This window comes from Arthrobacter sp. Soil_C_60, from assembly GCF_057656375.1.
In genome coordinates this window covers 62474-84035 of sequence record NZ_JBDGKM010000008.1, presented here as the reverse complement: position 1 = coordinate 84035, position 21562 = coordinate 62474, and the positions used below count along the sequence as shown (strand labels likewise).

Annotated in this window: 23 protein-coding genes and 1 pseudogene; 16 read left to right on the top strand and 8 right to left on the bottom strand. The window is 65.1% G+C overall.

Annotated elements, in window-relative coordinates:
- Positions 1–106 precede the first annotated feature (106 nt).
- Positions 107–712, top strand: a complete 606-nt coding sequence (locus AC3A4M_RS16065) for a flavin reductase family protein (RefSeq protein WP_498736867.1) — start codon at positions 107–109, stop codon at positions 710–712.
- On the opposite strand, the gene AC3A4M_RS16060 is transcribed toward AC3A4M_RS16065, so the two are convergent.
- Positions 709–930 (bottom strand): PLD nuclease N-terminal domain-containing protein, encoded by a 222-nt coding sequence (locus AC3A4M_RS16060; RefSeq protein ID WP_498636607.1) that lies wholly within the window; start codon positions 928–930, stop codon positions 709–711. The genes AC3A4M_RS16065 and AC3A4M_RS16060 overlap by 4 nt on opposite strands.
- Before the next feature lie 78 nt (positions 931–1008).
- Here AC3A4M_RS16060 and AC3A4M_RS16055 point away from each other — a divergent pair, with 78 nt between their 5' ends.
- Entirely contained in the window at positions 1009–1347 is a 339-nt protein-coding gene (locus AC3A4M_RS16055) for an antibiotic biosynthesis monooxygenase family protein (protein ID WP_498736864.1), read from the top strand.
- A gap of 21 nt (positions 1348–1368) precedes the next feature.
- On the opposite strand, the gene AC3A4M_RS16050 is transcribed toward AC3A4M_RS16055, so the two are convergent.
- Positions 1369–2082 (bottom strand): NUDIX hydrolase, encoded by a 714-nt coding sequence (locus tag AC3A4M_RS16050; protein ID WP_498736863.1) that lies wholly within the window; start codon positions 2080–2082, stop codon positions 1369–1371.
- A 98-nt stretch (positions 2083–2180) separates the two neighbouring features.
- Here AC3A4M_RS16050 and AC3A4M_RS16045 point away from each other — a divergent pair, with 98 nt between their 5' ends.
- Positions 2181–2876: an FMN-binding negative transcriptional regulator gene (locus tag AC3A4M_RS16045; RefSeq protein WP_498736861.1), complete on the top strand. Its 696-nt coding sequence runs from the start codon at positions 2181–2183 to the stop codon at positions 2874–2876.
- 59 nt (positions 2877–2935) lie between these two features.
- Here the strand turns inward: AC3A4M_RS16045 and catA are convergent, their stop codons facing one another.
- Positions 2936–3784 (bottom strand): catechol 1,2-dioxygenase, encoded by an 849-nt coding sequence (gene catA / locus AC3A4M_RS16040; RefSeq protein WP_498729529.1) that lies wholly within the window; start codon positions 3782–3784, stop codon positions 2936–2938.
- 318 nt (positions 3785–4102) lie between these two features.
- Between catA and benA the strand changes: the two genes are divergently transcribed.
- The 5 genes from benA to AC3A4M_RS16015 are packed head-to-tail and all read left to right on the top strand — an operon-like array spanning position 4103 to position 10689.
- Entirely contained in the window at positions 4103–5518 is a 1416-nt protein-coding gene (gene benA / locus AC3A4M_RS16035; protein ID WP_498736859.1) for a benzoate 1,2-dioxygenase large subunit, read from the top strand.
- A gap of 24 nt (positions 5519–5542) precedes the next feature.
- Positions 5543–6076, top strand: a complete 534-nt coding sequence (gene benB, locus AC3A4M_RS16030) for a benzoate 1,2-dioxygenase small subunit (protein ID WP_498729531.1) — start codon at positions 5543–5545, stop codon at positions 6074–6076.
- A 28-nt stretch (positions 6077–6104) separates the two neighbouring features.
- Positions 6105–7139: a benzoate 1,2-dioxygenase electron transfer component BenC gene (benC, locus tag AC3A4M_RS16025; protein WP_074700716.1), complete on the top strand. Its 1035-nt coding sequence runs from the start codon at positions 6105–6107 to the stop codon at positions 7137–7139.
- Complete coding sequence (locus AC3A4M_RS16020; RefSeq protein WP_498736856.1) at positions 7136–7960, top strand: 1,6-dihydroxycyclohexa-2,4-diene-1-carboxylate dehydrogenase; 825 nt, start codon at positions 7136–7138, stop codon at positions 7958–7960. The genes benC and AC3A4M_RS16020 overlap by 4 nt, the downstream gene beginning before the upstream one ends.
- A 53-nt stretch (positions 7961–8013) precedes the next feature.
- Entirely contained in the window at positions 8014–10689 is a 2676-nt protein-coding gene (locus tag AC3A4M_RS16015) for a helix-turn-helix transcriptional regulator (RefSeq protein WP_498736854.1), read from the top strand.
- A gap of 72 nt (positions 10690–10761) precedes the next feature.
- Here the strand turns inward: AC3A4M_RS16015 and catC are convergent, their stop codons facing one another.
- Genes catC through AC3A4M_RS16000 form a run of 3 tightly spaced genes read right to left on the bottom strand, consistent with a single transcriptional unit; the run spans position 10762 to position 13069 of the window.
- Complete coding sequence (gene catC, locus AC3A4M_RS16010; protein ID WP_498729537.1) at positions 10762–11040, bottom strand: muconolactone Delta-isomerase; 279 nt, start codon at positions 11038–11040, stop codon at positions 10762–10764.
- A gap of 28 nt (positions 11041–11068) precedes the next feature.
- On the bottom strand, positions 11069–12175 hold the full coding sequence (locus tag AC3A4M_RS16005) for an enolase C-terminal domain-like protein (RefSeq protein WP_498736852.1): 1107 nt from the start codon (positions 12173–12175) through the stop codon (positions 11069–11071).
- Between the two features lie 3 nt (positions 12176–12178).
- Positions 12179–13069, bottom strand: coding sequence for a LysR substrate-binding domain-containing protein (locus tag AC3A4M_RS16000; RefSeq protein ID WP_498736851.1), 891 nt, complete (start codon positions 13067–13069; stop codon positions 12179–12181).
- Between the two features lie 119 nt (positions 13070–13188).
- On the opposite strand from AC3A4M_RS16000, the gene AC3A4M_RS15995 reads away from it, so the two are divergent.
- The 4 genes from AC3A4M_RS15995 to AC3A4M_RS15980 all read left to right on the top strand — a co-directional run bounded on the left by AC3A4M_RS15995 (position 13189) and on the right by AC3A4M_RS15980 (position 15791).
- Positions 13189–14040 (top strand): dienelactone hydrolase family protein, encoded by an 852-nt coding sequence (locus tag AC3A4M_RS15995; RefSeq protein ID WP_498736849.1) that lies wholly within the window; start codon positions 13189–13191, stop codon positions 14038–14040.
- Between the two features lie 76 nt (positions 14041–14116).
- Positions 14117–14410 (top strand): DUF503 domain-containing protein, encoded by a 294-nt coding sequence (locus tag AC3A4M_RS15990; protein ID WP_498729543.1) that lies wholly within the window; start codon positions 14117–14119, stop codon positions 14408–14410.
- A gap of 85 nt (positions 14411–14495) precedes the next feature.
- Positions 14496–14918 (top strand): hotdog fold thioesterase, encoded by a 423-nt coding sequence (locus AC3A4M_RS15985; RefSeq protein WP_498736847.1) that lies wholly within the window; start codon positions 14496–14498, stop codon positions 14916–14918.
- A gap of 42 nt (positions 14919–14960) precedes the next feature.
- Positions 14961–15791, top strand: a complete 831-nt coding sequence (locus AC3A4M_RS15980) for an aldo/keto reductase (protein ID WP_498736845.1) — start codon at positions 14961–14963, stop codon at positions 15789–15791.
- Positions 15792–15799: 8 nt separating this feature from the next.
- Here AC3A4M_RS15980 and AC3A4M_RS15975 read toward each other — a convergent pair whose 3' ends face one another.
- A complete protein-coding gene (locus AC3A4M_RS15975) occupies positions 15800–16621 on the bottom strand; it encodes an alpha/beta fold hydrolase (protein ID WP_498736844.1) in 822 nt (273 codons plus the stop codon).
- Between the two features lie 367 nt (positions 16622–16988).
- On the opposite strand from AC3A4M_RS15975, the pseudogene AC3A4M_RS15970 reads away from it, so the two are divergent.
- A pseudogene (locus AC3A4M_RS15970) lies at positions 16989–18345 on the top strand (MFS transporter).
- A gap of 66 nt (positions 18346–18411) precedes the next feature.
- On the opposite strand, the gene AC3A4M_RS15965 reads toward AC3A4M_RS15970, so the two are convergent.
- On the bottom strand, positions 18412–19509 hold the full coding sequence (locus AC3A4M_RS15965) for a fatty acid desaturase family protein (RefSeq protein ID WP_498736842.1): 1098 nt from the start codon (positions 19507–19509) through the stop codon (positions 18412–18414).
- Positions 19510–19824: 315 nt separating this feature from the next.
- On the opposite strand from AC3A4M_RS15965, the gene AC3A4M_RS15960 reads away from it, so the two are divergent.
- The 3 genes from AC3A4M_RS15960 (at position 19825) to AC3A4M_RS15950 (ending at position 21508) form a co-directional block, all read left to right on the top strand.
- Positions 19825–20031, top strand: coding sequence for a cold-shock protein (locus AC3A4M_RS15960; RefSeq protein ID WP_074700699.1), 207 nt, complete (start codon positions 19825–19827; stop codon positions 20029–20031).
- Between the two features lie 136 nt (positions 20032–20167).
- Positions 20168–20773: a hypothetical protein gene (locus AC3A4M_RS15955; protein WP_498736839.1), complete on the top strand. Its 606-nt coding sequence runs from the start codon at positions 20168–20170 to the stop codon at positions 20771–20773.
- A 48-nt stretch (positions 20774–20821) separates the two neighbouring features.
- Entirely contained in the window at positions 20822–21508 is a 687-nt protein-coding gene (locus AC3A4M_RS15950; RefSeq protein WP_498736836.1) for a PspA/IM30 family protein, read from the top strand.
- Positions 21509–21562 lie beyond the last annotated feature (54 nt).

The window sequence follows — 21562 nt, the reverse complement described above, 5'->3', positions numbered from 1 at the left end:
AAACCCCTACTCGTCGTCGTCGAACGTAGAAAACTGCGGTTCATGACACCACTGACCGGTCTCGAATCACTACGCCGGATGTGCGTGGCTGTGGTCTGATGAAACCATGCGAGTCGACTTCTCCCCTGATGACCTCGGCCCCCGGGACTTCTACAAGTTCCTGACCTCCGTGGTCATCCCGCGCCCCATCGCCTGGGTCTCAACGCTCAGCGCCGACGGCACTCCCAATCTTGCCCCGCACTCCTTCTTCACAGTCGCCTCCACCGATCCGCCGATCGTCCAGTTCACCCCAACGGCGCGAAAGGACTCGCTGAACAACGTGGAGGCCACGGGCGAATTCGTGGTCAACTTCGCCTCGGAAGACCTGTTCGCGGAGATCAACGGCACGGGCACCAATTTTCCGGCGGACATCAACGAGTTCGACGCCGTGGGGCTGGCGATGGAGCCGAGCCGCACCGTGCGTCCGGCGAGGGTCGCGGACTCGCCGGCAGCACTTGAATGCAAGCTGCACCGGATCATCCCGGTGGGCAATTCGTGGCTGGTCCTCGGGGAGGTGAGCCACGCCGTCGTCAATCAGGAGATGCTGGACGGCAGGCATCCGGAGGCACGCAGGTTGAAGCCCCTGGCCCGGCTGGGGCTCAACGAGTGGAGCCGGCTGGGACAAATCCTCACGATCGACCGGATCCCCTACCGCGACTGGCCGAAAAGCTAGACCTTCCTGCGGCCGAAAAGGAAGTAGGCAATGGGGCCCAGGAAATTAACGAACGTACCGGCCACCCAGGCTGCCTTCGGCCCGTTCACCTCCGCGGCGGAGCGGCTCTTCAGGTCCTTCAGTGCCACGGCCTGCAGTCCGAGCTGGATGCCGATCATCAGCGCACCCTTGGCCTTCTGACCGCTGTTGAGTTCCTTCCACGTTTTCTTCCGTGCCATTGTGCGCTCCTGTCATAAAGGGCCGTCATATAGGGCTGGACCCAGTCTATGGTCAGGGGTGCCGAGCATAATAGGCCCATGAGCATCGTGAAAATCAACGCCATTACCGTACCCGCCGACTCCGGAGACGAGCTGGCCAAGCGCTTCGCGGCCCGCGCCGGCGCCGTGGACAACCAGGACGGCTTCGAGGGTTTCGAACTGTTGCAGCCGACCGACGAGCGCAACACCTGGCTGGTCATTACCCGCTGGCGGGACGAGGAGTCCTTCGAGGCGTGGAAGAGCTCCAAGGCGTTCGGCCACGGCCACTCGCAGGAAGGCAGTGAAGGCGCCCCTGCGCAGAAGCCCGTGGGCATGTCCGCGGAGTTGTGGAGCTACAAGGTCTCCGGAGGCAGCGGGGGCAACACCGCCGGCGCCTGATTATTGCGGAAGCGGGCCTGGCTAGCTCCGCTCGTAGATCCAGTTCAGGCCGTTCATCGTCAGCCGGTGCCTGCCGGTCGCCTGTACCGCGAGAGTGTCTTGCTCGTATTCCGCGTCGCCGGCCCAGACGATCACCTGGCTGCCGCCGCTCGCCGCCAGCCGTCGGCTCTGGAAGGTCTCCGGTTTGCCCGAAGCCGCCCGCTCCAAGGCCGCGGCTACGGTCGAGTCCTGCAGCAGTAGGTGCAGTGTCACCCAGGTTGGCGTAACCAGTTGCATGGTTGCTGCCTGATGGCGGCGCAGGGCTTCGGCAGGGGTCAGCCAGGCGTAGTCCATCAGCTCGCCCTCGTTCAGCCTTATCTCCTGCCCGGGGGCGGGCGCGAGGAAGAACCAGGTCTTGAGCCGCTTCGTCGCCTCGGTCGGCGGGATCCAGCAGGACACGTGGACCAGTCTCTCCGGCGGAACCACTACGCCCGTCTCTTCCTGGGTTTCCCGCACCCCGGCACGGCGGGCAGCAGCCAGGTCGTGCGCCTCATCCCCCGGCCTGTCCGCGCCGCCGTCGTTATTGGCATCCGCGGAAGCACCAGCGTAGTCTTCCGGATCGACCCGGCCGCCCGGAAAAACCCAGGCGCCGGCGAAGGATCCGGTGTGCCGCGGCCGCTCGAGCAGCAGCACTTCCAGCCCGGCCAGGGAATCGCGCAGCAGCACCACCGTCGCCGCAGACCCCACTAAAGTCATTGCCGGCCCCTTCCTCTACCGCCACTGCGGCGGCAACTGTCGCTATCAGCTTTGACCGTATCGCAGACAATGCAGGAACAGCAGCGTACCCTCGATCCATGATGGTGCATTCCTGGGATGCGGCGAAGAACGACACCGAATGGCAGGACTGGCTGGCGCAGGGCCGCGATTTCGGCACGCTGGTCGCCAATAGTGCCGGCGGCGGGTTTCCGGAGGTGGTTCCAGCGCACTTCTTTTTCGATGACGACGGCCGCCTCATCATCCACCTGGCCCGGCCCAACCCTGTTTGGAAGGCCATTGCTGCCAACCCGAGCGTGGCCTTCAGCGTGATCGACGATTATGCCTACATCCCGGGAACCTGGGGGCTGCGGACCGGTGCGCCGGCCGATTCCGGCGTGCCCACCAGCTACTACAGCGCCGTCATCTTCCACGGCACAGCCTCCATCGTTTCCGACGCCGGGGAGAAGGCCGCGCTGCTCGCCGAGCAGATGCGCCGCTTCCAGCCCGAGGGCGGCTACGGCCCCATCGCGGCGGATGAAGGCCCTTACGCGCGGATGTTGCCAGCAATCCAGTTCGCCGTCATCGAGGTGGCGCAGGTCCTGGCGAAGTTTAAGTTCGACGACGACAAGGACCCGGAGTTCCAGCAAAGGATCATTCCGCGGCTGGAGTCACGCGGCCGACATCTGGACCGGTCGGCGCAGGCCCAGCTTGAGCGGAGAATGAGCCTACGGCTGGCGGGTGCTCCGGAGTCCGGGTCTGCCGTCGAGCCGGACACAACCGCTCCGCAGGCTTAAATGCAGCGGCACCGTGAACGGATCACTCCGTTCCCGGTGCCGCTCAGTCTGGGCCAGGTTTACTTAGCCGGGTCCAGCACGAAGTTGTAGGTGACTTCGCGGCCGGTGCCGTCCGCCTTGTCCTGCGGATCCAGGACCAGTTCAGGCTTCACGGCCGAGGCGATGTCATCCGAGAGGTGCTCGTCGCCCACGAAGTACAGCTGGGCGGTGATGAGCTGGTGGTCGGCAGCATGCACCTTGACGTGGATGTGCGCGGGACGCCAGGCGTGCCAGCCGGCGGCGGCGATCAGCTTGCCGCAGGCGCCGTCCGTCGGAATCTGGTACGGGGCGGGCTGCATGGTGTTGATCTGGTAGAAACCGTCGGCATCGGCAACCACGGTGCCGCGCAGGTTCCACTCGGGCAGACCCGGCGCGAACTGGGAGTAGAAGCCCTGGTCATCTGCGTGCCAGATCTCCACAATGCCGCCGGCCAGCGGTTCGCCGTCGACGTTGGTGATGCGGCCCTGGAACAGCAGCGGCGTGCCTGGCTCGTCGTCGCGCATCGGCAGAGTGGCCGGGGTCTGCTGTTTCGGGGAATCCGGAACGTAGTACGGGCCCTCGATGGTGCCCTTGCTGCCCTCGCGGTCTTCGCTGGCGACCTCTTCGACGGAGTGCTCCACCCACACGTCGAGGAACAGCGGCCATTCGCCGTCTTCGCCGACCTGGATCAGCCACGCCTTCAGCGCGTTGTACTCGTCGTAGGTGACCTTCTCTTCCAGGATCGTGTCATTGATCGCCCCGATCACGCGGGAAGCCAGCAGGTTGACGCGTTCCTTGCTGGTGTCAGCGGCGAACTTCTTGTTCTCGCGGAAGCGCTCGGTTGCATTGGCACCCGAGGCGGCGGCGGTGGCCTGAATTTCCTGTGTCATGTCGTTTCCTTCTTTTCCCTTGGCGGTACCGCTGCCGGTTGCGGCCCTGTTTCCCCAAGCCGCGCCCCGCACTGCTGGGTGAGCAGCGATACAGAAAAACGTGTTGTTGTAACCCTAACCACATTGTTTAGGACGGACAAATACGAAAAGCAGCAGTATTGATATGCAGATCGTTTCAATACCACCCTTGGCCAACCCTAGGGGCGCCCCTAGTGTGAGCTGCGCCTCCGGCTGGAAGAGTAGTCGCTAAATGTCAAGACCCCGCGTGACAGCGACCACATGGTTGCGTGGCCGCGGACATAGATGAAGGAGACGAAGATGACCCAAGCACTTAGCGATGTCAGCGCTACGTTGGACGATGCCGTCGTCGAGGATCACGAGAACGGGATCCACCGGGCCAAGCGCAAGATCTTCACCGACGAGGAGATCTTCGAGCTCGAGATGAAGCACATCTTCGAGGGTAACTGGGTGTACCTGGCGCACGAGAGCCAGATCCCGAACGTGGGCGATTACTTCACCACCTACATCGGCCGCACCCCGGTGGTCATTTCCCGCTCCAAGGACGGCGAGCTGAACTGCCTGGTCAACGCGTGCAGCCACCGCGGCGCGATGCTGTGCCGGCGCAAGACGGATAACCGGAACAACTTCACCTGCCCGTTCCACGGCTGGACGTTCAACAACAAGGGCAAGCTACTCAAGGTCAAGGACTCCCGCGACGCCGGCTACCCCGAGCAGTTCAACAAGGACGGCTCGCACGACCTAACCAAGGTCGCCCGCTTCGAGTCCTACCGCGGCTTCCTCTTCGGTTCCCTGAAGGAAGACGTCAAGCCGCTCGAGGAGCACCTGGGCGACTCCACCAAGATCATGGACATGCTGATCGACCAGTCCCCGGAGGGCCTGGAAGTGCTGCGCGGCGCTTCGACCTATACCTATGACGGGAACTGGAAGGTCCAGGCCGAGAACGGCGCCGATGGCTACCATGTCTCCGCCACGCACTGGAACTACGCCGCCACCACCTCACGGCGCGGGACCGGCGAATCGGCCAACGAGACCAAGGCCATGGACGCGGGCACCTGGGGCAAGCAGGGCGGCGGCTACTACTCCTTCGAGCACGGCCACCTGCTGCTGTGGATGTGGTGGGGCAATCCAGAGGACCGCCCGCTGTACGAGCGGCGCGAAGAGCTCGCGCAGGAGTTCGGCGCCGACAAGGCAGAGTTCATGGTGGGCGCTTCGCGCAACCTGTGCCTCTACCCGAACGTCTACATCATGGATCAGTTCTCCTCGCAGATCCGCCACTTCCGGCCGATCTCGGTGGACCAGACCGAGGTGACCATCTACTGCATCGCGCCGAAGGGCGAGTCCGACGCCGCCCGCGCGAACCGGATCCGCCAGTACGAGGACTTCTTCAACGCCTCCGGCATGGCCACCCCGGATGACCTGGAGGAGTTCCGCTCCTGCCAGAAGACCTACCTGGCCGAAACCGCTCCCTGGAACGACATGAGCCGCGGCGTGACCCACCAGCTGAACGGGCCGGACGAGCAGGCCAAGAAGATCGGCCTGAACCCGCTCTCCAGCGGCGCCAAGACAGAGGACGAAGGCCTCTACCCCGTCCAGCACAGCTACTGGGCCGAGACCATGCACACCGCCGTCGCCGCCGAGGAACGCGAGGTGGCTGAGCGCGCCGCGAACCCCGCCGCCGCACAGGCCGGCACGTCCACTGGCTGCGGACACTAGAGCGAGAGCGGAAGGAACACCACTATGAGCACCGAAACAACCACCATCAGCCTGAGTGCCGAGGAACAGGCGGTCGAACTCGAACGGATCCGCCAGTTCCTGTACCGGGAAGCCCGCTTCCTGGATGACCGCGAGTTCGAGAAGTGGCTCGACTGCTACCACCCCGACGCCGAGTTCTGGATGCCCGCCTGGGCCGATGACGACGAGCTGACGGAGGACCCGCAGCGCGAGATCTCCTTGATCTACTACTCCAACCGCGGCGGCCTGGAGGACCGGGTCTTCCGGATCCGCACCGACCGTTCCAGCGCCACCAGCCTGCCCGAACCGCGCACCGGCCACAACATCACCAACGTCGAAATCATCGAGCAGCGAGGCGATGTCATCGACATCCGCTTCAACTGGTTCACCCTGTACTACCGCTACAACAATGTGGACACCTACTTCGGCACCTCCTTCTACACGCTCGACTGCAGCGGCAGCCAGCCCGTCATCACCAAGAAGAAGGTCGTCCTGAAGAACGACTACATCCACCACGTCGTGGACATCTACCACATCTGATCTGAAGCATCCGGAAAGGAACACCCCCATGACCTACAAGGTTGCACTGAGCTTTGAAGACGGCGTCACCCGCTTCATCAACTGCGGTCCCAACGAGACCGTCGCGGACGCCTCCTACAAGGCGCGCATCAACATTCCGCTGGACTGCCGCGACGGCGCCTGCGGTACCTGCAAGTCCCTCTGCGAGTCAGGTACGTACGACGGCGGCGACTACATTGACGAGGCGCTCACCGACGACGAGGCGGACGCCGGCTACGCGCTGCCGTGCCAGATGACGCCGAAGAGCGACCTGGTGCTGCAAATCCCCACCACCTCGGACATGGCCAAGACCGGTGCCAGCACGCACACGGGCACGGTCACGGACATCAAGCGCTACTCGCCCACCACCATCGGCTTCAGCATGTCCGTCGGCGACCGCGCCGCGCTGGCCTACCTGCCCGGCCAGTACGTCAACATCCAGGTGCCCGGCCGCGGCGTCGAGCGTTCCTACTCCTTCAGCAACGGGCCGGACGTGGAAGAAATCTCCTTCCTCGTCAAGATCACCGACGGCGGCGCCATGTCTACCTACCTGAGCGATGAAGCCAAGGTCGGAGACACCCTGGAGTTCACCGGCCCCATGGGCAGCTTCTTCCTCCGCGAACCCAAGCGCCCGGCCCTGCTGCTCGGCGGCGGCACCGGCTTGGCCCCGCTGCTGGCCATGCTCGAAACCATGACGACGACGGCGCCCGGCCAGCCGGTACATCTCATTCTCGGCGTGACCACCGATGCGGATCTGGTGGAACTGGACAAGCTGCGCCACTACGCCGAGACGATCGAGGGCTTCACCTGGGACTACTGCGTGGCGGATCCGGACAGCGAGGCCCCGAACAAGGGCTACGTGACCGCACTGATCGAACCGACGCATGTCAACGACGGCGACGTCGACGTCTACCTTTGCGGCCCGCCTCCCATGGTCGAGGCCGTACGCGGCTACCTGAAGTCCGAAGGCATCACCCCGGCGAACTTCTACTCGGAAAAGTTCGCCCTGGCAGTCGCAGCGGACCTGGTCGGAGCCTCGGCATGACCGGTGCCCCGGAGGCAAGGCCCGCGGCTGCGCCCAAGGTGTTCCCGGGCCGGTTCGACGGCAAGATCGCCGTCGTTACCGGCGCCGCGCAAGGCATCGGGCTGGCCGTGGCCCGCCGGATCAGTGCGGAGGGCGCCGCCGTCGTGCTGGTGGACCGCGCCGAACTGGTCCATGAGGTGGCCGCGGAGCTCCGCGCCAACGGTGCCAAAGCCAGCAGCGTGACGGCCGATCTGGAACAGTTCGACGGTGCGGAGTCGGCGGTGGCCGAAGCCGTCGCCGCCTTCGGCCGGATCGATGTGCTGATCAACAATGTCGGCGGCACCATCTGGGCCAAGCCGTACGAGCACTACGCCGCCGAGGAGATCCAGAAGGAAATCCAACGCTCGCTGTTCCCCACCTTGTGGACGTGCCGTGCGGCTCTGCCACAGCTGATCGCGCAGGGCGCCGGCGTGATCGTCAACGTTTCCTCGGTGGCCACGCGCGGTGTTAACCGGGCGCCGTACGCGGCGGCCAAGGGCGGCGTCAATGCCCTGACCCAGTCGCTGGCGCTGGAAGCCGCACAGCATGGCGTCCGCGTTGTCGCCACGGCTCCGGGCGGCACCGAGGCCCCGGCCCGCAAAGTCAAACGCGGACCCGAACCGGAGCAGGAACAGGAAAAGGCCTGGTACCAGCAGATCGTCGACCAGACGGTGGACTCTTCGCTGCTCAAGCGCTACGGGACCTTGGACGAGCAGGCCGCGGCCATCATTTTCCTGGCCTCGGACGAAGCGTCTTACATTACGGGCACCATCCTGCCCGTGGCCGGCGGCGATCTGGGCTGATCGGCGCCATCGGCGCCATCGGGCCAAGCTCGAGCGGGCTAAGCTCGTAGGCGATGGTTTACCGGAATTACGACAGCCTTTTTGTCGGACGTTTGCAGGAGCTCTCCGTTCTCGAGGAGCTCCTGCAGGACGTTAAGCAGGGCAGGTCCAGGACTGCGGTCCTGTCCGGCCCCGGCGGTATCGGCAAGAGCGCGCTACTGGAAAAATTCCTGGCCGGCCATCCGGAACTGCAGGTCCTGCGTTCCGGCGGGTTCCAATGGGTCGAGTCCGCGCCCCGGTCCGCCCTGTCCCGCCTGGCACACGGCAGCGATCCGGCGGACCTGCTCGACCGGCTCCGGGAAGACGGACCGGCCGCCGTCGTTCTTGAAGATATCCAGTGGGTGGACGCCGAATCCGTCCACGAGCTGCTCCAGCTGGCGGAAGACCCGGCTTCGGGTCCGCTGCTGGTCCTGCTGACCCTTGACAGCACCGCCGCGATCGACCGCGCCACCGCGCGCCACCTGTCCGGCCACCGGATCACCCGGCTGCTGCTTGAGCCGCTGTCCCCCGGAGAAATCCGCGAACTGCACGAGCACCTCACAGGCCGGGAACTGTCCGGGCCGGCCGCGCAGCAGATCCGCCGCCACACCGGCGGCCTGCCCAGCTATGTCTGCGAGCTGCTGCCGGAACTGCCCGCGCGTGCCGCCGGGGACGGTCTCAGCCGGTTGCCGGCCTCGACCTCCGTCGCCGCCCAGGTAGCGCACCAGCTCGAAGAAGTTCCCGCCGCCGTCCGAGCACTGATCGAGGCAACGGCGATCATCGGCCAGTCCGGCGACCTCTTCGACATCGCCGCAATCGCAGGGGTTTCCGATCCCCTGGCCGTCATGGATGCCGCCGTAACGACAGGCCTGCTGCGGACCGAGTTCTCCGACAATGCACACCTGCTCGACTTCCGGCTGCCGCTCTTCCGGGCCGCGGTCTATGATCAGCTGTCCGGACTGCGGCGCGCCGAGCTGCACCGCCAGGCCGCCGAGGTACTGCCGGATGAGGCCCTGCATCTGTGGCATCTGGCGCGGTCCGCTCCGGCGGCGGACGACGAACTGGCGGACAAACTGGATGAATTTGCTTCCACGCAGGCCTCCATGGGAGCGTGGGCGGCTGCCGCCGACGCGCTGCTGGAGGCCAGCAGGCTCAGCACGCAGGCGCGCAACCGGCAGGGCCGGCTGGTGCGGGCGGCCGACGCGCTGGTCGGTGCTGGACGCCTGGTCCGGGCCATCCGACTGCTTCCGGCGCTTGAGAGCATGCCCGCCACGGCCGAGCGCGACGGGGTGCTGGGCTACCTCGCCATCTGCCGCGGCCGGGAGGCCGAGGCGCAGTTCCATCTGGACAATGCCTGGAAGCGCCGGCCGCCCGAGGACCGGGCGATCGGCGCCCAAATCGCCCAGCGCCAGGTCATTCACGCCTTGGCACGGTGGCGGGGCGCCGACATCATCGAATGGGCCACCCGTGCTGTGGATCTGGCCGCGCCGGGCAGCCCTACCGCTATCGAAACGGAGGCGATCATCGGTCTGGGGTTGGCGGCCTCCGGCCAGCCCGACGCCGCCCACCGGCACTATGAGCACGTGCTGGCCGATGCCCCTCCGGGCGCCCACAGCCAGCGGGTCCTGCTGGGCAGCGGCTGGGCCCGGCTCGCCCTAGACGATCCGGAAACCGCGCGCATGCAGCTGGAGGCCGCCGTGCCCACGGAGTACCGTTCCGGATCGCTGCGCATCTCGCTGTGGGCCAGCGCCTGGCTGGCGCGCACGCACTTCACGCTGGGCGACTGGGACGCCGCCCTCGCCACGGTCGGCGCGGCCACGGCGAAACTGGAGCGGGCACAACTTGATCTGTTGCGGCCTCTGCTCCACTGGACCGGCGCCCAGATCCATGCGCTCCGCGGCAACCCGGACCAAGCCAGAGAGCATCTCCGGCTCGGATCGGCCTCTGCGGAGAACTACGAAAGCATGCTGAGCCCTGCACTGCTGGCGCAGGCCCAGCTGCTGGAGGCCGGTACGGATTACCAGGGGGTTGTCCGGGTACTCGCGCCGCTGGCGCAGACGCACACCGCCCGGCGGTCCGAACCGTTCTTCTGGATCTGGCAGGATACGTATGCCAATGCCCTGGTGCTGCTCGACCGGCTGGACGAAGCCTCGGCGTTCCTCGCGCCGTACGAGAGCTTGGCCGCGGAGCGCCGGCACCGCACCTCGCTATCCCAGCTGAGAGCGGTACGCGGCCGCATCCATGCCGCGCGCGGCGACCTCGACGCCATGCGCCGCTCCTTCGAAGGCGCCTTGGGGCAGCTGGCTCCGCTGTCCGCTCCCTACCACCGTGCCCGCGTGCAGTACTCCTATGGCCAAAGCCTGCGGCGCGCGGGCAAACGGCGCGAATCAGCGGAGCAGTTAGCCGCTGCCCGCCAGGCCTTCGCCCTGCTCGGCGCGCAGGCCTATGTGGCTCGCTGCGACCGTGAACTGGCCGCCAGCGGCGTGGATGTCCAGCGCCGCGACGACGCGGATGGCAGTTCGTTGACGGCGCAGGAACACGCCGTGGCCCTGCTGGTCGCGCAGGGCAGGAGCAACCGCGAGGCGGCGCAGGAGCTGATCGTCTCGGTCAAAACGGTGGAGTACCACCTGACCCGGATCTACGCGAAGCTCCAGATCCGTTCGCGCACAGAACTGGCGGTGCGGTACCGGCCGGAAGGCCAACGCCCCTAGCTCCGGCAAGGCAACGCCCCCTGACTCCTGTGGGGAGCCAGGGGACGTCGGCCTGCCGCTAGCAGCGGCGTCCTACTTGATCGAGGACGGGTGCTTCGCCAGCGGAATCACGTCAATGTCCATGTACGGGAACAGCGGCAGCCCGGAGAGCAGTTCGTGCAGCTCATCGTTGCTTTCGACGTCGAACACTGAGTAGTTGGCGTACTCGCCGACAACGCGCCAGATGCTGGCCCAGCGTCCGTCCTGCTGGAGTTTCTGCGAGTACGCCTTCTCGGTGGCCTTGATCGAGGCGGCTTCCTCGGCGGGCATGTCGACGGGAATATTGACGTCCATTCGGACCAGATACAGCATGGGATTCCTTCGGTTGGGAACGGCTTGGTTACTTGTTGTCCTGGCGGTAATGCGCCAGCTTGGCTTCATCAATGGCGGCCCCCACGCCCGGGACCTGGCGGACGCTGATCTTGCCGTCCTTGATCTCGAGCGGCTCGGCCAGCAGGTCATCGCTCATGTCCAGGAAGTTGGACAGCTCGCCGGCGCGGCGCGAAGTGGCTTCGTGGGCGGCACCGAAGGTCACGGTGGCAACGGTGCCGATCTGGGTATCGATCTGGTTGCCCATAACGACGTCGACGCCGAGGCCCGTGCACAGGCCCAGGATCTGCTGGGCCTCGGTGAAACCGCTGCGGGCGGTCTTGATGCTGATCGCGTTGCAGCCGCCTGAGAGCAGCTCGCGGGAAACATCCCCCGCCGTCGGCACGCTTTCATCTCCCACCACGGGAATCGGGGACTTGTCCACCAGCCGGCGCCGGCTCATGGCTTCCTTGGCGTCGCACGGTTCCTCGAGCAGCGAGAGCCCCAGGCCGTCCGTCTGGCGCAGCACTTCCATCGCCTCGTTGGCGGTCCAGCCGCGGTTGGCGTCCAGGTACAGCTCGGTGTCCTGGCCCAGCCCCTCCCGCAGGACATGGCAGGCCTCGATGTCCAGCGCGAGCGGCCGGCGTCCGACCTTGAGCTTGAAGGTGTTGATGCCGTAGTCGCTGCGGAAGCGCAGGGCCTCGTCGAGCAGTTTCTGCGCGGGCTGGAAGCCGAGCATGTGGGAGACGTCCATGGCATCGGTGTAGCCGCCCAGCAGGGAACTGACCGGGGCGTTGGCCGCCTGGCCGATGACGTCCCAGAGCGCGATGTCCAGCCCGCCCTTGGCGGTCTGGTTGTGGATGGTCCGCGACAGGATGGCCTGGATCTTCTGCCGGTCCATCGGATCAAGACCGACGACGGCGGGTGCGAAGATTTTCGTGACCACCGAAACGATGGAGTCCTGTGTCTCGCCGTAGGTGTAGGGCCGCGGCGGGGTGTCGGCGGTGCCGACGATGCCCTCATCGGTGTGGACCCGGATCAGCACGTGGTCCGCCTCGGTGACCTGGCCGCTGGCAAACTTCAGCGGTTTGGCGTACGGAATGGAATAGGGAATGGCCTCGATGCGCTCGATTTTCACGGGTCAACGTTCCTTTACGGGCTGGGTGACGGATTGCAGAAGTTCGGTGAAGCGGGCGACCAGCGGCCGCGTGTCGGCGCCGCGCCAGGCCATAGCCAGGTCGACGATGGGCGCGTCCTTGAGCTCGCGGAAGACGGTGCCGCGGATGGAGAGGGTGCGTGTGGTGGTGGGGATCAGCGCCACCCCGGTGCCGGCAGCGACGAAGGAAAGCAGGGTGGACGTTTCGCGGGCTTCCTGTACAACGTTCGGGTAGAAGCCGGCTTTGCGGCAGGCATCGATGAAGGCCTCGTTGACCGCGGAATTCGCCGGGTAGCTGATGAACCGCTCCCCCGCGAGCTGTTCGAGTGAGACTACTTCGAAGGCGACCAGCGGAGAATCATCCGGCAGCGCCACCACCAGTTCGTCGTGTTCGAGGAACTTCAGCTCCAGGCCTGCGGAGCGCACCGGTGGCCGCAGAATCGCCACATCAAGACTGTGGTCTTCCAAGCCGTCCACCATCTGCGGCGTCAGCATCTCGCCGCGGACCTTGAGCTGGACCCCGGGCAGCTTGTCCTTGGCTTCCCGGACGATCTGCGGCATTAAGCGGTAGGTTGCGGAACCGGCAAAGCCGATCCGCAGGATGCCCTGCACACCCGTGCCCACCTGCGAGACATCGGATTCCAGTGTTTCCAGGTCTTCGAGGATCCGCCGCCCGCGCTCCAGGAGCATCTCACCGGCCGCAGTGAGCTCGACTTTGCGCGTGGTGCGGGTGAAAAGCAGCGTGCCCAATTGCTCTTCAAGCTGCTTGATTTGCTGGGAGAGAGGCGGCTGGGCCATACGCAGACGATCTGCCGCGCGGCCGAAATGCCGCTCCTCGGCGACGGCAATAAAATAACGCAGGTGCCGGGTTTCCACTACGCACCTCCGTTTCTTCTTCGCGTCCTGATGCCTACCACCGCATCCAGATTAGGACGCAGTCATTACTAATGAGAAATACATATTAGGCCATTATTCATATTCAGAACATCCTAATCGTGGCCAAGCTCGACCTGACCCGCCCTCCGCAACCAGCGCCGTCACGTCCAAACCCGCTGGTGCGGCAGTTGGCCCTTCTCCCCCGCGCGGAGCCGTGCGAAAGTGGCCGCATGGGAGAAATGGTCGAGCTCGGCACCGGCGAGAACGCTCTGCCGGTCTACCAGAGCAGCCCCGGCCTGGATATCAAAGGCGGCCTCATCGTCATCCACGAGGTGTGGGGCCTGAGCGATCATGTTAAGGAGGTAGCCGACCGCTTCGCCGCCCAAGGCTACTTTGTCATCGCCCCTGACCTGCTCTCGACTACGGGACTGGACGTCAACGTGGCCGCCCGACTGGGCGAGGCGATGGCGTATCCGGAAAAGCGCAGCGCCACGCAGCCCCGGATACGCCCTTTCCTGGCCCCGCTGCGATCGAAGAAGACAGCCGCCGGTATTGTCGCCAACGCGAAGCGCTGCTTCGACTACCTGAAAGGCAACACCGCCGTTGCCGGACGCATCGCAGTGACTGGTTTCAGCTTCGGCGGCACCTACGCCTGGTCGCTGGCGGTGCACGAACCGGAGCTGAAGGCCGCAGTACCCTTCTACGGCCACGCAAACTTCACCCTGGACGAGTTTCGCAACATCCACTGCCCGGTACTCGCGTTCTACGGCGAGCGCGACACGCGGCTGATCGAAAAACTGCCGGAAGTCGAGGCCGGCCTGCAGGAAGCTGGAATCAGCTTCCGTTCGGTCGTCTACTCAAATGCCGGCCATGCCTTCTTCAATGACCGCAACCCGAACGCCTATAACGAAGCCGCCGCAACCGATGCCTGGAACCGCTCCCTGGCGTTCCTCGACCGGCACCTGAACTGATTCCGCCGCGGGACCGCGCCTTCGGCTGCCCTAGGGAACCAGCGACAAATCATCCGAGCCAAGGCACCATGGGTATATGTGGATCGGCTGGATCGAATTCGACCTGCTCCTGGGAGACGTCCATTCCCTGAAGGAGAAACGCTCTGTAGTCCGGCCCGTCATTGCCGAAGTGCGCAAACGCTTCGACGTTTCCATCGCCGAAGTCGACCATCACAACCTGCACCGGCGCGCAGGGCTCGGCGTCGGACTCGTCGGAGCGGACCGCGCCCACATCGTCGAAGTGCTCGACGCCGCAGAGAATTACGTGGCCTACCGTCCCGGAGTGGACCTGCTCAGCGCACGCCGGCAGATCCTCTCCAGCGACGACTGACTTCTTGCAGCGTCCTCGATCGGGCTGTCTCTCCGATACGGTTGACTTCGAGACCCACGCCACTGTCATGGAGGAAACTGTGACCATGCCCGCAGCCAAAGATTACGAGACGGTCGAAGACCGGATCCGCCACCTCTACTCCTTCGATAAGTCCTCGCAGCATCTGGGCATCGAGGTGGTGGAAGCCGAAGCCGGCCGCGTGGTCATGTCCATGGCGGTGCAGGACAGCATGCTCAACGGCCACGGCATCCTGCATGGCGGCTATCTGTTTACCCTGGGCGACACTGTTTTCGCGTTCGTCTGCGAATCCCTCGGACACCCCTCCGTTTCCCGCCAGGCGGAAATCACCTACATCGCACCGGGAGCGGCCGGCTCGAAACTGCTCGCCACCGGCGTCGAGCGTACTCGCTACGGCCGCAACAACATCGTGGACATCACGATCGAGGACCAGGACGCGCAGCATTTGGCCGAACTGCGAGTCTTCGGCGTTCACGTACCCAAAAAGTAGCCCGCGAAAGAGCCTCTCCGTCTACCAGTGAAGGAAACCACCATGGCCACTGTGCCCGCGATCGAACTGAACAACTCCGTCTCCATCCCCCAGCTTGGCTTCGGTGTCTTCCAGGTGCCGCCGGCCGAAACCCAGCGCGCCGTCGAAGCAGCCCTTGAAGCGGGCTACCGCCATATCGATACGGCTGCGGCCTACCGCAACGAGTCCGGTGTCGGGGCCGCCCTCAAGGCCAGCGGCATTGCCCGCAAAGACCTGTTCATCACTACCAAGCTGCGCAACGGCGAGCAGTCCATGGCGCGTAAGGCGTTCGATAACAGCCTGCGCGAGCTCGGCCTGGACTATGTGGATCTGTACCTGATCCACTGGCCGGTTCCGGCGCAGAACCTCTATGTCCAGGTCTGGAAGGAACTGGAAAAGATCCAGGCCGACGGCGGCTCCCGCGCCGTCGGCGTCTCGAACTTCCTCCCGGAGCACCTGGAGACACTGCTCTCAGCAGCGGACCTTGTCCCGGCCGTCAATCAGATCGAAATCCACCCGACACTGCAGCAGGCGGAGACAGTGGAGCTGAGCCGCAAGCACGACATCGCCATCGAGGCCTACAGCCCGTTGGGACAAGGCGCGGACCTGAACCACGCTACGGTCACCGATTTGGCGGCCAAGCACAACGCGGCGCCGGCGCAGATTGTCCTGGCCTGGCATCTGGCGCAGGGCAATATCGTCATCCCCAAGACCGTGAGCCCGGAGCGCATGGCTGAGAACCTCGCTTCAGCCGAGCTGACGCTTGCCCCGGACGAGGTCAGCGCCATCACGGCGCTGGAAGCCGGCAACCGGATCGGGGCGGATCCGGCCACCGCGGCCTTCACCCAGATGTAGGGTTTCGGCTATCGGGACGGTTCCCCGGTTGAGGGCATCGGGTGGCGCATAAACGAGTTGAGGGCCGAGGCGACCTGGGCGGTGTGGGTGATGGCCAGCGAATGATCGGCGCCGTCCACCACGACGTCCTCGACATCCGGGAACCAGTCCAAAATGAGCCGGCGGACCTCGGCGAACCACGGTCCGCTGGCGGTGCCACCCACGTGCAGGACTGGGCATTTGATGCGGTTAGCATCCTCGGCCGAGAACTGCCAGGCTAGCAGCGCGGGCATGTCGACGTCGAAGAACGTGCGCGAGTCCCGGCTCATCTGCTCGACCGATCCGGGCAAGTATCGCTCGATGTCCGTGCGCCAGTGCGGGCCGATGACCTGCGTCAGGAATTCTTCGAGTGCCGCGTCGAGACCGCGGGCACGGCGGGCTGCGAAGAGCTGCTCGTTGGCGGTGCGGAATTCGGGAGCACTTGGGACGTGCACCGGTGGTGGTTCTACCAACGTCAGGCTGCGCACTTTCTCCGGCGCGTCCGCGGCAAGCTGCATCGCGACCGCCCCGCTGTAGGAAAACCCCACGACGTGTGCCTGCGGGATCCCTAACACTTCGAGCAGGGTGCAGCAGTCGGCCGCGTCCTGCGAGATCGATCCCGGGCCCGCAGCTGGGGTACTCTCTCCGTACCCGCGCCGGCGGTAGACAATCGTCCGGAACCGGTCGCGCAAACGGTCGGCCACGGGGAGCAACTCGTCCGCGGTGAGCGCGGTCTGGACGAAGACCACGGGCTCACCCGAGCCCGCGTCGAGAACCTCCAGCCGGGCAGCTCCAACTGCGGCCATACTCATCGCCGGGCCTTGACCCCGCTGATGAGAGTCGCGCGCACCCATCACGGTGTCTCCCTCCGGTCATCTCAGGTTAGTCTCCGGTCCGTCATCACTCCAGTGCCAGCGAAGGTGTCATCTGCGTGCACATTTAGTCGGCAAGAGTGCAGTTGGATCCATCTACAATCAGCGCAGCGTCGGCCAGTGCGACGTCAGTTCGGATTCGACCGTACTTGAGCCCTTGTACCGATGACTTTTGTAGAGAATGTCCGCATCGTTTTCTACGTTTCGTCCCTCTTGACGCGGCGGCGTTGCAAGCGGACAGTAAAACTGCGCGGCCGAACGCCACCGCTCGGCGCAGTCATCGGCCGCACAGGAACCGACAGCCGCCATGAAGAAGCTTTTCGCACAGAAACAGCGCGTGAGTACTGCTGCGCACCGGCCCGGGGCCGGTAGGCTCCGGGCCTTGAGGCCGCTGGGCCGGCACGACTTCCGGATCCTGATCACGGCCCTGTCCATCTCCATCTTCGGCAGCGGCATGTGGGCGGTGACCATGGTCTACCAGGTCATCGCCCTCGGCGGCGGGCCGGCAGAGCTGTCCCTTGTGGCCGCGCTGGCGGGTCTTGGGCTGGTCTCCTTTGTGCTCCTCGGCGGCATTGCGGCGGACCGGCTCCCCCGCAGGCTGATCCTCATCAGTGTGGAGGCGGTAAACCTGCTGGCGCTGGCCTCCGTCACGCTCCTGGCCCTGACCGGGCGGCTGCAGCTGTGGCAGGTGGCAGCCGCGGCGGCGATGCTGGGCATCGCGTCGGCCTTCTTCTTCCCGGCGTACTCCGCCATCCTGCCACGCATCTTGCCACCCGAGGAGCTTCTCGCCGCCAACGGCATGGAGGGCACCATCCGGCCGGTGCTGCAGCAGGCAGCCGGTGCTGCAGCAGGCAGCCGGTCCTGCGGTAGCGGGCATGATCATCGCGGCCACCAGTCCGGGGCACACCGCTGCCCTCATCGCTGCCGCACACACCATCGCCTTCACCATCCTGCTGCGTCTGCACTCGGATGACGGCGGCAAACCTTCCGTGCCCGCCCGACCCTCTGTGTGGGCTGACCTGCGCGAAGGAGTTGCCTACACTGTCCGCACCCCGTGGCTGTTGTGGACGCTGCTGTACGCCATTGTCCTGTTGCTGCTGCTGATGGGGCCGCTGGAAGTGCTGCTGCCGTTCGCCATCCGCCAACAGCTCGGCGGCGGGGCCCAGACGTTCGGATTCATGCTGGCGATGTTCGGCATCGGCGGCGCGGCCGGCGCGCTGACCGTGTCCAGCTTCCGGCTGCCCCGGCGTTATCTGACCCTGATGATGCTGCTGTGGGGTTTCGGAACCGTGCCGATGGGCATTCTCGGGCTGACCAACAGCTTCTGGCTCATGGCTGCAGCGCTTGCCACCTGTGGCTTCACCTGGGGGGTGGCGCAGGTCATCTGGGGAACGCTGTTGCAACGCCGGGTTCCGTCCCATCTGCTCGGCCGCGTTTCCAGTCTGGACTTCTTTGTCTCGCTGGCCCTAATGCCGGTGTCGATGGCTCTCGCCGGTCCGGTCGCCGAATTGGTGCCGATCTGGCTGATCTACGTGGTGGTTGCCGTGGCGTCACCTGTGCTCGCAATCGCTGCCATTCTTATTGCCCGGATGCCGCAGGATGAGATCGCGCATCCACTGGACACGCCCGAAGGAGCGACACAACGCCGGCAGGCGCCGTCGTAAGCCGCACTTAAGCCGAAAACGGCGGCGCCTGCCAGGCACCGCCGTCGTTGTTTGAAGGTCTGGAGGTTACCGCGGGCGGTAGGTGTTGACCATCGGGCAATCGAACGGATCCCGCGCCGACAGGCCCACCTTGTTCAGATAGTTGATCACGATGCCGTACGACTGCGGCAAGGTGGTCTCTGTGTAGGGGATCTTGTGCGTGGCGCAGTATTCGCGGACGATCTCGCTGGCGTGGGCCAGGTTGGGCCGCGGCATGCTCGGGAAGAGGTGGTGCTCTACCTGGTAGTTCAGCCCGCCCATGAGGCCGTTGACAAAACGGTTGCCCAGCGGGGTGCGGCCGATGATGTTGCGGCTGGTCAGGACCTGGCGGCTGAGGAAGTCCACCTTGGAGTCCTTCGGGATCAGCGGCATGCCCTTGTGGTTCGGCGCGAAGGACGCACCCATGTAGACGCCGAAGACGGCCAGCTGCACGCCGATGAACGCGAAGGCCATGCCGAGCGGCAGGAAGTAGAAAATGGCCGCGATGTACAGGGCCAGCCGGGCGAAGACCATGCTCAGTTCGCGCTTGCGGCCCTTGACCGTCTGGCGGGAGAACAGGTACCGGATGGAGGTGGCGTGCAGGTTCAGGCCCTCGAGCGTGAGCAGCGGGAAGAACAGGTACCCCTGGCGGCGGGTCATCCAGGCCATGAAGCCCTTGCGCTCGGCGACCTGTTCGGGCAGGAACGAAATGGTGTCCTGCTCGATGTCCGGATCCTTGCCCAACGTGTTGGGGTTGGCGTGGTGGCGGTTGTGCTTGTTCATCCACCACTGGTAGCTGATGCCGACAAAGACATTAGCCACCACTCGGCCGGCACGGTCATTCGCGGGGCCGGATTCGAACACCTGCCGGTGCGAGGCCTCGTGCGCGATGAACGCCAGCTGCGTGAACAGGACTCCCAGCACACCGGCGATGATCAGCTGGAACCAGCTGTCGCCCAGCAGCACAAAGCCCGTAGCGGCGCCTGCCAGCCCCAGGCAGAGGGCCACGAAGAGGGTGATGTAAAAAGACGTGCGACGGCGCAGAAGGCCGGCTTCGCGGATGGTCTTGATCAGATTCGAATAGCTGCTCGAGGCAGAGGTTCCGCGGGTTGTGCGGGTATTACCCGGTGACGTTGTTATGCTCATACGGCCTTCAGGGGGATTGGGTCCGACTTCCCAGCCGTGTGATAAACGGGCGTATGCCCTGCAGATACGTTTCATTGTAACCGGCGAAACTGGACGGCGGCTGAACGCCCGCGAAGCAGCGGTAGAAGCAGTGGTAATTGACCCCCTGAAACATCCTGTACAGTTATCCCTGTAGTTGTTGTGTTGCGCATTTGATTTTTAGCAACAGGTTCCTCCGCCGGAGTGACTTGTGCTTCTCTGAACGGCCGTAAAGAACACCGCTGCGAGGGGTCCCGAAAAGCGGGATCTCATTCAAGGCTCTAGAGGAGTACAAAAATGGCAACAGGAACTGTGAAATGGTTTAATTCCGAAAAGGGCTTCGGCTTCATCGCTCCGGACGATGGCTCTGCCGACGTTTTCGCTCACTACTCGGCTATCGAAGCCAATGGTGGCTACCGCGAACTGCGCGAAGAGCAGAAGGTCGAGTTCGAGACCACCCAGGGCCCCAAGGGCCTGCAGGCAGCGAACATCCGCGCCCTCTAAAGGTGGCTGCGGCTAACGCCGCACACTGATTTCCAAAACGGAGCCGGTTTCTTCTCACGAAGAGACCGGCTCCGTTTTTCGTTGCCCGGATCACGCCACTAGCAAGAAGCAGACCCGGGAGGGCAGAATGGTTGTTATGCTCCCAACCACCGTTGACCCCAGTGCCACCGAATTTGTGACCGAGGTAGTGCCGCAGATCCTGCTGATTGGCGGCGCCGTGGTAGTTGCCATGGGTCTGGCATTCGCCGTCACGTGCTGGCTGGTGGTGCGCCGGATCCGGCGTTCCGGCGTGGTGCAGCGCGGGGTGCGGAAGGGCAGCATGGCCGTCCGGTCGGTCGCCGCGGACGATGCCGGACGCAAACTGGCGCGGCTGAGAATGCAGCTGGAGCGATCCTCCGAGGCAACCGTCCGCTCGCTCGCTGCCGCCGATGGTCAGGGCCGGCCGCTGGGCGATCTGCCGGCGGTAGCTGCCAATCTTGCCCGCGCCGAACGCGCCTTGGACGAACAACTGCATCTCGCCCAGCGTGAACCGAATCCGCAGCTGCGCAAGACGCTGGTCCCGGGACTTGCCGAGCAGGTTGAACGGCTGTCCGGATTGTCCGCGGAGCTGCGCCAGTCGCTGCTGCAGAACGGACATACCGTCAGCACCTCGCAGATCGAGCGCGTCAGTACGCATCTGGCGATGGAAGTGGATGCCCTCCGGACTTGGAACACGGCCTACGGCTCGCGGCAGCTCCCCTGACCACGGCCCTGACCCTGCCCAGCTCCTCTCACCGCTAAGGATCCTGCCATGTCGATCGGACGACGCCTTTCCCGCATCATCCGGGCCAAACGGTCGGCTGCTAACCAGGAACCCGAGAACCCCATCAGCTCTCTCGATGGCGCCCACCAGCAACAGCTGGACCTGCTGGACCAGGCCCGCCGCAGCGTCGCGGACGTCGCCGCAAACCGCCGTCGCGTGGAGCTGCTGGCCGAGCAGGCCGCCGCTGAGGTGGCTTCGCTCAACCGCTCCGCTGAAGAAGCGGTGCAGGCAGGGAACGACGACGGCGCGCGGCAGGCTCTGCAGCGCAGCATCGCCGTGGGCAAGCGGCTGGAAACCTTGACGGCACAGCGCCAGCAGCTGGACGCTCAGGTGCGCGGGCTCGAACAGACTTTAATGCGGCTGGAGCACGGGATCGAGGACTCCAGGCTGCGCTACCAGTCCCTCAAGGCAGACCATAACGCGGCGCAGGCGGCCCTGGGAATGCGCGAAACCCTGACCGCGTCCGGCCAGCAGGCCGCCGCTGCCAACGCCGCCGCAAGGGAAGCGGAGCAGGAGGCCCGCCGGATGCAGGCCCAGGCCGCGGCCTACGAAGAGCTGGCCTGGTCGGACCCGAACTCGCCGCAGGTACTGCAGGCCTTCGAGGAACTGGAGACCAGGCTGGGCGCGGAAGAGGAACTCAGGCAGCTCAAGGAGCGCAGGAATCCCGGCCAATAGCATTCTTGATTGTTGACAATCCACATTTGCCAAGCCCGACGACCTAGAATGGTC

What these genes read in the sequence shown, in the direction of transcription:
- AC3A4M_RS16065 (WP_498736867.1), top strand. Translation starts at nt 107, where the DNA reads ATGCGAGTCGACTTCTCCCCTGATGACCTCGGCCCCCGGGACTTCTAC.
- AC3A4M_RS16060 (WP_498636607.1), bottom strand. Translation starts at nt 930, where the DNA reads ATGGCACGGAAGAAAACGTGGAAGGAACTCAACAGCGGTCAGAAGGCC.
- AC3A4M_RS16055 (WP_498736864.1), top strand. Translation starts at nt 1,009, where the DNA reads ATGAGCATCGTGAAAATCAACGCCATTACCGTACCCGCCGACTCCGGA.
- AC3A4M_RS16050 (WP_498736863.1), bottom strand. Translation starts at nt 2,082, where the DNA reads ATGACTTTAGTGGGGTCTGCGGCGACGGTGGTGCTGCTGCGCGATTCC.
- AC3A4M_RS16045 (WP_498736861.1), top strand. Translation starts at nt 2,181, where the DNA reads ATGATGGTGCATTCCTGGGATGCGGCGAAGAACGACACCGAATGGCAG.
- catA (WP_498729529.1), bottom strand. Translation starts at nt 3,784, where the DNA reads ATGACACAGGAAATTCAGGCCACCGCCGCCGCCTCGGGTGCCAATGCA.
- benA (WP_498736859.1), top strand. Translation starts at nt 4,103, where the DNA reads ATGACCCAAGCACTTAGCGATGTCAGCGCTACGTTGGACGATGCCGTC.
- benB (WP_498729531.1), top strand. Translation starts at nt 5,543, where the DNA reads ATGAGCACCGAAACAACCACCATCAGCCTGAGTGCCGAGGAACAGGCG.
- benC (WP_074700716.1), top strand. Translation starts at nt 6,105, where the DNA reads ATGACCTACAAGGTTGCACTGAGCTTTGAAGACGGCGTCACCCGCTTC.
- AC3A4M_RS16020 (WP_498736856.1), top strand. Translation starts at nt 7,136, where the DNA reads ATGACCGGTGCCCCGGAGGCAAGGCCCGCGGCTGCGCCCAAGGTGTTC.
- AC3A4M_RS16015 (WP_498736854.1), top strand. Translation starts at nt 8,014, where the DNA reads ATGGTTTACCGGAATTACGACAGCCTTTTTGTCGGACGTTTGCAGGAG.
- catC (WP_498729537.1), bottom strand. Translation starts at nt 11,040, where the DNA reads ATGCTGTATCTGGTCCGAATGGACGTCAATATTCCCGTCGACATGCCC.
- AC3A4M_RS15990 (WP_498729543.1), top strand. Translation starts at nt 14,117, where the DNA reads ATGTGGATCGGCTGGATCGAATTCGACCTGCTCCTGGGAGACGTCCAT.
- AC3A4M_RS15985 (WP_498736847.1), top strand. Translation starts at nt 14,496, where the DNA reads ATGCCCGCAGCCAAAGATTACGAGACGGTCGAAGACCGGATCCGCCAC.
- AC3A4M_RS15980 (WP_498736845.1), top strand. Translation starts at nt 14,961, where the DNA reads ATGGCCACTGTGCCCGCGATCGAACTGAACAACTCCGTCTCCATCCCC.
- AC3A4M_RS15975 (WP_498736844.1), bottom strand. Translation starts at nt 16,621, where the DNA reads ATGAGTATGGCCGCAGTTGGAGCTGCCCGGCTGGAGGTTCTCGACGCG.
- AC3A4M_RS15965 (WP_498736842.1), bottom strand. Translation starts at nt 19,509, where the DNA reads ATGAGCATAACAACGTCACCGGGTAATACCCGCACAACCCGCGGAACC.
- AC3A4M_RS15960 (WP_074700699.1), top strand. Translation starts at nt 19,825, where the DNA reads ATGGCAACAGGAACTGTGAAATGGTTTAATTCCGAAAAGGGCTTCGGC.
- AC3A4M_RS15955 (WP_498736839.1), top strand. Translation starts at nt 20,168, where the DNA reads ATGCTCCCAACCACCGTTGACCCCAGTGCCACCGAATTTGTGACCGAG.
- AC3A4M_RS15950 (WP_498736836.1), top strand. Translation starts at nt 20,822, where the DNA reads ATGTCGATCGGACGACGCCTTTCCCGCATCATCCGGGCCAAACGGTCG.